The organism is Dysgonomonas sp. HGC4 (assembly GCF_001261715.1).
In the GTDB taxonomy this organism is placed as follows: domain Bacteria; phylum Bacteroidota; class Bacteroidia; order Bacteroidales; family Dysgonomonadaceae; genus Dysgonomonas_A.
Genome location: NZ_CVRU01000135.1, coordinates 1 through 9376 on the forward strand (window position 1 = coordinate 1; position 9376 = coordinate 9376).

Genomic DNA, 9376 nt, shown 5'->3' on the forward strand with positions numbered 1-9376 from the left:
TCTAGAATAGTTTTTTTTATAAAAAAAAATTGACATTTAATATTCAAAAAAGAAAATATTTATACAATAATAAACCTAACTTAGAATTTGAAATATATAGACATCATAAATATACAAATGAAACACATTGATGTTAACTATACACAAAAACAACTCTAAATAATATTAGAAATAATCTCAGACAAACCAAAATCATTGGTAAAACTCTATATAAAATAGTGTCTAAAAATTGAAGTTATTTTTATGCTAAATTCTTTTTATCTTTGAATATAAATGAAGAAAAGAACTACTAAATGATCACACTCATTCTTTCCGGTGGATTAGGTAATCAGATGTTTGAATATGCTGCGGGAAGAGCTTTATCTCTTCGCCACAGGACAGACTTACATATTGATTTATACATACTTAACAAGAAAACAAAAGCAACTATTAGAAACTATGAGCTTACTGTTTTCAACATCAAAGCGCCTATAAAAAAGTCCGTCCTCAACAAAATAGTGGTAAAAGGATTCGGATTTTTAAAATCAAGCAGTCTTGGACGCACCTTCCTTAATAATATTGGAATATTTCGGGATGAAAAGGCACAATATTATGATTCTCATTTTGATGATCTATCGGAGAATACGACACTTTTCGGTTATTTTCAGAATGAAAACTATTTTAAAGGTATCTCTAAGCAATTAAGAATAGATTTCACATTCAAAGCTCCCTTAAAAGAGCAAAACGATGAAATTCGGAGCGTAATAGAGCAGAATACGTCCGTATCCATCCATATAAGACGTGGAGATTACTCAAATTCAAATTCGAACCTGCCTATTTTAGATATATCGTATTACAAGAAAGCCATCGAACACATAGCTTCTCAGATAAGCAACCCTTACTTCTTCATTTTTTCGGATGGTATTGATTGGGTTAAAGAAAATTTAGATCTATCAGAATTCAATCACCAGTTTATTGACTGGAACAAAAATGAGAATAGCTATATAGACATGCAATTGATGAGCATATGTAAACACAACATTATTGCAAACAGTTCTTTCAGTTGGTGGGGAGCATGGCTGAACGACAATCCAAATAAATTGGTAATAGCGCCCAACAAATGGTACAAAGGAGACAACGGAAAATATCCTGATGGATTTTTACCTAAAGAATGGATTACTCTATAAAGTACGGTAAACCTTTTTAGTATATTTGTAAATATCTGGATAAACAAAAAGAGTCAAGATTAAAAGGAATAATAAATCTGCACAGTAACAATAGATGATAAAGTTGTCAGTCATAATGCCCGTTTTTAACGCAGAAAAATATCTGCGGGAAGCTATTGACAGTATAATCAATCAGAACTATACTGACTGGGAATTAATCATAATTAACGACGGCTCAGTGGACTGTAGCGAAAATATTATTGAATCTTACACACATACGCGACTTAGGTACTACAAAAATGATCAAAATATAGGCTTAATAGCAACCTTGAACAGGGGAATAGATCTTTGTAACGGAGAATACATCGCCCGAATGGATGCGGATGATATCGCAGAAAAGGATCGATTTAGAATTCAAATCGCATTTTTGGAGAAAAATAGAGAATATGCACTCTGTGGTTCAGATGCCAAAATAATCGATAAGAATAATGTAGAGACAGGAAAAATTCTGAATCTTCAAACAAATGATTATTTACAAATAAATTTACTGTTCTCGGTTCCCTTTATACACCCTAGCATAACAATTAGGAGTGAGATATTAAAAAACAACTATTTTGATTCAAATTTTAAACATGCCGAAGATTATGAACTTTGGTGCAGAATTGCCAATAAGCATAAAGTTGCTAACATTAGCAATTTCTTATTACGATATCGCTGGCACAGCAGCAACGTATCGGTAATTAATGCGGAAAAGCAAGAAGAAATTAAAGATCGAATAATTTGCAGAGAACTAAACAACATCAATTTACAACCATCGGAAAAAGAATTATATCTGCATAAAGTAACATTCTTACAATTCGATTCAAAATCTGCAATAAAGAAAGAAGCCTTTCATAATTATAATGAACTTGATTCTTGGTTTCAAAAAATAATAACTGCAAATCGAGATTTCCAAAGATACAACGAAGCGGCACTTATTTCATTTTTATGGAGTAGGTGGATTGTACTTTGCGTATCACAGAAAAATTACAAGAAAATTTTCAATCCCAAATTCTCTTCTTACAAATTACCTATTCTATCCAGAACTTTTAAGCTTCTCTTATTTTTAAGAAAGAAAACTAAGTTGTAGACTTTTATATAAGCTTCTATCATTTACAAAAAAAGTGTGCAATATTATTCATATTACACACCTTATATATTTCCTCAGAAAAAAAACACGCTTAATTGAATTCTTTCAAAAGAGCTAACATTTCATCATCAACTTGTCCGAAAATAGAAACACCAGCAGCTCCATTATCTAAAGCATATCTGATACCATCACGCAAATCGTCTTTATCTTTAAAATCGGGAACAAATAATCCAGCATAAAGAGGAAAACGACCATTAAGACCTTTTAACCCTTCTTGAACAGCAGTACCAATCCATGCCGTTTTTTCTTTATAGAAACCATGATAAATCATCGGATAAATCGCTGTTAAATCCCAATTTGTCCAATCTTGTCTCACCAATCTTTTCGCAACATCAGGTGTTGGAAATACTGCGGCAGTAATTGCCTTATCGTGACTTTTAGCAACCTTGGTCAATTCATTCACTACATTTGTAACAGCATCGTATCTGAATTTTTTCCACGACAAACTTTCCTGTGGATATTCGATAGAATCGATACTTTCACCATATTTTTCTTGGAATTTCTTTTTGCATACATCACAATAGCAATAATCGTATTGAGGAAGTTCCTGTGTTTGCACAATACCATACACTTGCCACAAATTTACTGCTAGTATTACATCACTATAACGGATATAGTCCAAATGAATTCCATCCACATAATCTTTAGAAAGTGCCTTCTCAACGTCATTTTTTAAGTATTCTACAACTTCTGGACGAGAAGGGCAAAGCCATCTGTAATAATCAACATAAGGTGGTTGATCGAAGCAAGATTCACCTTTACGATTAATCGCATACCAATCCGGATGATTATCTTTCAAATATTGCTCACCTCTGTTCATAATCCACATCCATCGATGAGTTTCGAGTCCCTGAGCTTTTGCTATTTTAAAATGGCGCTCATTATCTGCTTCAAAAAAGATCCCTTTTATGCCGGCATCATAGTATTTTTTATATCTGACAGCAAGTTCCTTGTCCGTATCCTTGTCATCTGGATTTAACCAAACCCAAAATTTATGAGTCTTTTGCGTTTCAGACTGTTCCTCCTTCACATCTTTCCCAAATATCTGAGAGGGAAAAGCAAAAAGTAATGCCATAAGGCAAACTAAAAAGAATTTATAATCTCTGTTCTTCATCATTGGTATTTTTCTATATTTATTAAACTTGGCTATTAATTTACAAGCCCTTCATTATTAATTCTTATTTCTTTTGAATCTGTACCCGATATCGTCGCATTAAACTGAGAAGACGTCGATTCCATCGATAGCTTATTTTGCTTTCCTTCAATAGAAACAACCTGAGGAATACCCAGTTCTTTTAGATTCTTAGCAAATACACCCTTGGTATTTCTATATTCACGCTGTTTATAATAAACAAGCCATAAATATTGCCTTTGCAACTCGGAGTAAGGCAAAACAAATTCAGGTAATTTTGCTCCTGCTTTATTTGTCGAAAACTGAAGATATCCCCATCTTTCGGGAGCATGCATATCAATAATACCCTGTGGAGACCATACCCAATTATTTTCAGGAAGGGTTTTATTGTTCGCATCACGTTTTTTTACATACTTATTACCCGAAACTTCGGTTTCCCACTGAACGCGAGAAAAGTTTAATCGCCAAATATCCCCATCCTTCGGAATATTCGTAGTATTTGCAACAGTAATATCAGCAAAAGGAATTGCTAGTTCAACCGTCCAACCTTTATCTTTATCACTCGGATCATTTAGAGAACCATATATATGAACACCATGTTTCAATCGATTGCTATCCCATGAGATGAGCGCACCCGACCCACTGCGATATGGTTTCGGTAAAAACAGATCAAATACCGTATTCAACGCATTAATCTCGTATTCGAAATACTGATGTGAAGTATTTACTGGGTTAATAAAAACCTCGAAGTCATTATCAAAAAACACAACCTGATCTCTCTCGGTCAGATATGCCCAAACATTTTCGTCTACCATATCTGCTGCAATATAGAGATAAGTGCTATCCCAAAGCATTTTTACTTTTGTATCGTAATATGGTTTTGGCTTAAGATCTCCTTCAATATCTTGGAAAGAACCTGTCCATTGAGCATTATTCCAAACTTGATCATTGATATTACCATCAATAATTGGAGCTGTGCTGGTGTATCCAACTACGTAACTTTCTGGTAGTGTAAAAAGATGCTCCAAACCCTTAAATGCAGCTGTTTGCGCAAAAAGAGATGGAATACACCCAACCACCCCAATTAACAGGGTTGTAAAATAGTGTTTCTTCATGTATAAATAAATTTAATCGGGCATATTGCCCATAATTAAGGTCTCAGACCTAGTTACTGGTTTGGTTAGCATAATAAAGGATAAGCTTACTGTATATGAAAAACATTCAATACATGATCAGCATTACCCTCTATGATATATTTTTGATAATTTCTTAATTAACTTTTGACCAAGAATAGAATAAGCTACTTTATATAGTTTATCCTTCTTGAAGGTATTAATATTAAATCCAAGTCTTCTTATTTCTTTGGTTGCGCATTCATTATAATAGTCACTATGAAAGCGAGTAATGTATTGCATATAGAAATTCACACAAGCAGCTCTAGCTCTTTTACTATTCTCTAGTCCAGTTACGACCTGAGTCATAACTTTAGTTGCCAATAGTTGCGATTCTATCGCTTTTTGAGAAACTTGCTTACTTAAACTTTGGGGAGTATTCCGATAAAAAACTGCTCCTTTAGAACAGAAGTAAACTCCTGATGACTGTCCGACTACTCGAAAGAAATATTCACCATCGTCATTCAAAGTAAGTTGCTCATTCCACCCTCCTACTCTAGTCAGTAAATCTCTATGTACAAACCAGATACTGGACTGCACTATATATTTTTCAAGACAAATATCAATCAACAGATCAACAGGCTTATTATAGTAACTGGTAGACATTTGCCGATGGGGAATACAAATTGTTTCCATCACATCACCATCAAACAAAAGTATACCCGATGCAATAATTGCGTCTTTATCGTTTATTTTCGTATAAAGTTGTACTTGTGCTTCAATTTTATTGAAAGACAAAAAATCATCAGCATCAAGATACTGGATCAACTCGCCTGTCGATTTTTCAAAAGCAAGGTTTCGTGCTGCACTAGCACCTTTATTTATTTGCTTATAAACATGAACCTTTTCTGATTCGTATTGCTTGGCTAGGGTATAGCTATTATCGGTGGAACCGTCATCTACAATAATAATTTCTAAATCAGACCATGTCTGTTTCAATACATTCTCAATAGTTGCCGAAATATATTTCTCAGCATTATACATGGGAATTAAAACAGATACTTTCATCGGATTGTGTATTTTAAAGTATTTATTGCATAGTTACCAAACTATAAAAAGGTCTGGAAACTTCACTTACTCAGGTTGCGTGACTTATCACCAAGATAGCCTCCATGATGCCGTTTCGCATAATCAGCTGCATTAAACCCAATTTTACCCATTGTATCAACTACCAAGATATCACCTATTACAGTCATCATTGTAGTAGAAGTAGTAGGAGTAAGACCCAATTTGCAAACCTCAGCAGGATTGCCAGTCAACAAACAAACATCTGCTTCTTTTGCCAATACACTTTCGGGATCGCTGGTTATTACGATAAATTGAATATTCGGATTCAAATGTCTTGCTAAACCGATGAGTTCGATGATTTCTCGAGTTTTACCGGAATTGGAAATCATTAAAATAATATCATCTTCCTGAAGTACTCCCAAATCTCCATGTTGAGCTTCACTAGGATGAAGGAAAATAGCGGGAGTTCCCGTAGAGCAAAAAGTAGTGGCTATATTCTGCGCTATCTGCCCAGCCTTACCCATACCACTAGTTACTAATTTCCCTTTTTTCCGATGAACATGCTCTATTATTAGATCTGTTGCTTTATTATAAGCTTCTGTTACCGGAATATTAAGAATGGCATCCGCTTCTTTTTGTAAAATTGATTTTATATCATCTATACCCATAGTCTCGATTCTGTACTCCGATGTATTATTTAGTTATACTTTAATACTGCCTCGAACCATAACAGGCAATTGCTGCTATACTTACAGAGGCAGTATCAATATATCTGGTATCTTAGTTTGTTTTGAATTTATATTTAATTGCAGACAACTCTTCGTTTGCTTGTACAATCTTTGTTTTCAGATTTTCTTTATAACCTACCAACTTTTGTTGGAGATCAGCATTATCTGTTGACATAATTTGTAGAGCAAGAATTGCAGCATTCAACGAACCATTTATACCTACAGTAGCAACAGGTATTCCGGGAGGCATTTGCACAATAGCCAAAAGGGCATCTAGTCCGTCTAACGATGAATTGATCGGCACTCCAATAACGGGAAGTGTAGTCATCGATGCTATTACACCAGGTAAATGAGCAGCCATACCAGCAGCAGCAATTATTACCTTGATTCCTTTTTCTCTTGCATTCTTTGCAAACAATTCAACTTCCTGAGGTGTACGATGTGCTGACAAAGCATTTATCTCGAATGGGATTTCCATTTCATCGAAAAATTTAGCAGCTTTTTCCATTACCGGAAGATCCGAAGTACTTCCCATAATAATTGCGACAAGTGGTTTCATATACTAAGCTATATTATATATTAAAATTAAATAAACTATATTCTGAATAAAGTAATCTTCAACTATTTCTCACACCCTTTCTAAATATGTAAAAGGCATCTACTCTTATTTAAAAGAGGTGAGCGTAAGCAATAATCCTACAAAAACGGAAGCATATGCCAAAACAAATCCAATAATAAAACCAGTATATACCTGAGCAGCAGAATTAGCTCGAAGATACAATCTGCAAACCCCTAATATTCCTGCCAATAAAAACAAGATGGCAAACAACACCATTGGATTGGATCCATTCACATTAAAACAAACAGAAAGCACACCTCCCAACAATCCACCCATACCTAACATATGAGCACTTACCTTCCAGAAGAAATTAAGAATCATTCCCACAAAGGCAACAAAGACAGAGGAGGCAACCAAGCCAAGCACCCAATAAGATACATGAGAGTTATAAAAGAACAAGGTCAAACTGATATTTGAAATAATAAATATCATATAAGGCAAGGTTCTGTCAGGGGCATAATCTAAACTGTAGTCTCTTATATATCTCATTTTCTTTAGGACGAAAATAAAAAGAGATGGAATAAAGAGAGTAAAAAGTAAAGTTGGTATCAAAAACCGAAGAACCTGTCCGGCATACAGATGATAAAAACTTGTATACACAGCCAATAAAGCTAAGCTATAAAATGGCATCAGCAATGGTGAAAAAATTGCTGAAAATAATTTCGCTATATTTTGTCCTATTCTCCACATAATCTACGTAATTTCAACTATTAATGTTGTATTTATTAACAATCAACTATGGTTATTTGCACTTACCAAAACAATAAAAGGTCATAGACCTTATATATTTTTCCGAAGTCTTGCCACCGGAATATTCATTTGTTCGCGATATTTTGCAACCGTTCGTCTTGCTATCACATATCCCTTTTCCTTCAAAATATCTGTAAGCTTATCATCAGTCAAAGGTTTCTTTGTATCTTCATTCTCTATACATTCCCTTAAAATAGCCTTTACCTCTCTTGATGAAATTTCCTCCCCTGCATCATTCTGCATCGATTCAGAGAAAAAATATTTCAACGGATAAACTCCAAAATTGGTTTGTACATATTTACTATTACTCACTCTCGATATCGTCGAAATATCATATCCTGCCAGTTCTGCTACATCTTTCAAAATCATAGGTCTCAAACTCGATTCGTCTCCGGTAAGAAAAAAATCGTATTGAAGATCTACAATTGCTTGCATAGTACGTTGCAACGTTTCTTGTCTTTGTTTGATTGCATCAATAAACCAACGGGCAGAATCTAACTTTTGTTTTACGAATAGAGCTGCATTCTTTGCCTCATTAGTCATACCTTTTTTATTTTCGGTATATCCTCTTAGCATTTCCGAATAATCTCTATTCACTTTAAGTTCGGGAATATTACGATTATTGAGACTTAGAAATAATTCTCCATTATAAGCTTCAACGATAAAATCGGGAATAATCGTATTCATCGTCAAAGAAAGAGCATCACCCCAATTATTTCCGGGTTTGGGATTTAAGGTCACTATAAGATGAATAATTTGCTTTAAAACCTCTTCATCTATATTTAATGCCTTTTCAATTTTATCAAAATGTCTTTTCGAAAAGTCATCAAAATACTTTTCGATAACAAGCATTGCCTTTTCAACCAAATCCGATTCATTCATTCGCTTTAGTTGCAATAATAAACATTCTTGCAAATCGGTAGCACCAATACCGGCAGGTTCAAAATCTTGAATGACTCCCAATATCTTCTTTATTTGATCAGATGGTATATCTAAATTTTGCTGAAATAGTAAATCATCAGAAATAGCAGTCAAAGGTCTGTCAAGATATCCATTTTCATCGATATTGCCTATTATATATTCTGCAACCTTTGCCGACTGCTCATCCAATTCGGTCAAATGCAATTGTTCTATCAGCGATTCATGCAACGATTCTGCGGATGAAAAGGGTATATCTTCCCTTGCTATTGTTTCCGAACTATAATTATTTAAACGGTAATCGGGAATATCGTCTTCGGTCAAATAATCGCCTAAAGCAATATCTTCCTGAGTTATACTATCCGATTCATCATAATTAATATCATCAGCTATATCCTGAGGGTCGTCCGAGTCCTCGCGCCCTTCATCTAAAGCCGGATTATCAACCAACTCTTGCTTGATCCTCTCCTCCAACTCCACATTAGGCAATTCGGTTAGCTTTATCACCTGCATTTGCAAAGGAGATAAACGCTGTTGTTGCTTTTGTTGTAATTGCTGTTTGAGAGCCATATTATTTTTATCGGATAAATATTATACACAAAAATAATAAATACTTTTGTATCCTCTCATAATTAACCAAACAACTCCGTTTTATTTATCAGTAGAGGAATATTGAACTTCTTCTTTTTGTGTAAAACATACAATAAGGAAAATT

General features: G+C 34.3%; 9 protein-coding genes. 2 read left to right on the top strand and 7 right to left on the bottom strand.

From position 1 onward, the window contains the following. Positions 1–293 precede the first annotated feature (293 nt). Complete coding sequence (locus HGC4_RS13350; RefSeq protein ID WP_050710640.1) at positions 294–1166, top strand: alpha-1,2-fucosyltransferase; 873 nt, start codon at positions 294–296, stop codon at positions 1164–1166. A gap of 115 nt (positions 1167–1281) precedes the next feature. Then, complete coding sequence (locus HGC4_RS13355; RefSeq protein WP_242047173.1) at positions 1282–2274, top strand: glycosyltransferase family 2 protein; 993 nt, start codon at positions 1282–1284, stop codon at positions 2272–2274. 91 nt (positions 2275–2365) lie between these two features. Here HGC4_RS13355 and HGC4_RS13360 read toward each other — a convergent pair whose 3' ends face one another. The 7 genes from HGC4_RS13360 to rpoN form a co-directional block, all read right to left on the bottom strand. Then, positions 2366–3451 carry a family 10 glycosylhydrolase gene (locus tag HGC4_RS13360; RefSeq protein ID WP_242047174.1) on the bottom strand — a complete coding sequence of 362 codons (1086 nt, stop codon included), beginning with the start codon at positions 3449–3451 and terminating at the stop codon, positions 2366–2368. 32 nt (positions 3452–3483) lie between these two features. Next, positions 3484–4581 (bottom strand): carbohydrate-binding family 9-like protein, encoded by a 1098-nt coding sequence (locus tag HGC4_RS13365; protein ID WP_050710643.1) that lies wholly within the window; start codon positions 4579–4581, stop codon positions 3484–3486. A gap of 123 nt (positions 4582–4704) precedes the next feature. Continuing rightward, positions 4705–5646 (bottom strand): glycosyltransferase family 2 protein, encoded by a 942-nt coding sequence (locus HGC4_RS13370; RefSeq protein ID WP_050710644.1) that lies wholly within the window; start codon positions 5644–5646, stop codon positions 4705–4707. 62 nt (positions 5647–5708) lie between these two features. Further along, on the bottom strand, positions 5709–6314 hold the full coding sequence (locus HGC4_RS13375) for an SIS domain-containing protein (RefSeq protein ID WP_050710645.1): 606 nt from the start codon (positions 6312–6314) through the stop codon (positions 5709–5711). Between the two features lie 112 nt (positions 6315–6426). After that, positions 6427–6933 (bottom strand): 5-(carboxyamino)imidazole ribonucleotide mutase, encoded by a 507-nt coding sequence (gene purE, locus HGC4_RS13380; protein ID WP_050710646.1) that lies wholly within the window; start codon positions 6931–6933, stop codon positions 6427–6429. 105 nt (positions 6934–7038) lie between these two features. Beyond that, positions 7039–7482: a hypothetical protein gene (locus tag HGC4_RS13385; protein WP_157258298.1), complete on the bottom strand. Its 444-nt coding sequence runs from the start codon at positions 7480–7482 to the stop codon at positions 7039–7041. 291 nt (positions 7483–7773) lie between these two features. Then, positions 7774–9231 carry an RNA polymerase factor sigma-54 gene (gene rpoN, locus HGC4_RS13390; protein ID WP_050710648.1) on the bottom strand — a complete coding sequence of 486 codons (1458 nt, stop codon included), beginning with the start codon at positions 9229–9231 and terminating at the stop codon, positions 7774–7776. Positions 9232–9376: the final 145 nt, after the last annotated feature.

What these genes read in the sequence shown, in the direction of transcription:
- HGC4_RS13385 (WP_157258298.1), bottom strand. Translation starts at nt 7,482, where the DNA reads ATGAGATATATAAGAGACTACAGTTTAGATTATGCCCCTGACAGAACC.
- purE (WP_050710646.1), bottom strand. Translation starts at nt 6,933, where the DNA reads ATGAAACCACTTGTCGCAATTATTATGGGAAGTACTTCGGATCTTCCG.
- HGC4_RS13365 (WP_050710643.1), bottom strand. Translation starts at nt 4,581, where the DNA reads ATGAAGAAACACTATTTTACAACCCTGTTAATTGGGGTGGTTGGGTGT.
- HGC4_RS13370 (WP_050710644.1), bottom strand. Translation starts at nt 5,646, where the DNA reads ATGAAAGTATCTGTTTTAATTCCCATGTATAATGCTGAGAAATATATT.
- HGC4_RS13360 (WP_242047174.1), bottom strand. Translation starts at nt 3,451, where the DNA reads ATGATGAAGAACAGAGATTATAAATTCTTTTTAGTTTGCCTTATGGCA.
- HGC4_RS13375 (WP_050710645.1), bottom strand. Translation starts at nt 6,314, where the DNA reads ATGGGTATAGATGATATAAAATCAATTTTACAAAAAGAAGCGGATGCC.
- HGC4_RS13355 (WP_242047173.1), top strand. Translation starts at nt 1,282, where the DNA reads ATGCCCGTTTTTAACGCAGAAAAATATCTGCGGGAAGCTATTGACAGT.
- rpoN (WP_050710648.1), bottom strand. Translation starts at nt 9,231, where the DNA reads ATGGCTCTCAAACAGCAATTACAACAAAAGCAACAACAGCGTTTATCT.
- HGC4_RS13350 (WP_050710640.1), top strand. Translation starts at nt 294, where the DNA reads ATGATCACACTCATTCTTTCCGGTGGATTAGGTAATCAGATGTTTGAA.